The organism is Pseudomonas sp. AC463, from assembly GCF_979253585.1.
Genome location: NZ_CEEDDZ010000153.1, coordinates 1 through 407, shown reverse-complemented (window position 1 = coordinate 407; position 407 = coordinate 1). Strand labels below are relative to the sequence as shown.

1 protein-coding gene is annotated in these 407 nt (G+C 69.3%); it reads left to right on the top strand.

Going from position 1 to position 407, the window contains the following annotated elements; all coding sequences use genetic code 11:
• Positions 1–12: 12 nt before the first annotated feature.
• Positions 13–407: chromate transporter (locus AC0IYH_RS29550; protein WP_471837613.1), on the top strand; the 395-nt coding region annotated here is incomplete at its 3' end.

Sequence of the window (407 nt, the reverse complement as noted above, 5' to 3'; positions counted from 1 at the left end):
CATATGGGGGGAATGGTCGTCGACGCGGCGGATCGGGGCACCGTGCCGTCGCCTGCGCCACCCGCGATATCGTTGCCGGCGCTATTCCTGCGCTTCCTGGGGTTCGGCTGCCTCGCCTTCGGTGGCCCGGTCGCGCAGATCGCGATGATCCGGCAGGCGCTGGTGGAGGACGATTCGTGGATCTCCGGCACGCGCTTCAACCGCCTGCTCGCGATTCTCCAGATTTTGCCGGGGCCGGAGGCGCACGAACTCTGCGTCCATCTGGGCATGGTAGCGCGGGGCCGCTGGGGCGGACTGCTCGCCGGATTGGGATTCATGTTGCCCGGCTTCGTGCTGATGCTGGGCGCGGCGTGGCTCTACGACGCGTGGCTGCTTGGTCGGACGGGGGCGTCGGGGCTGCTGCTGGG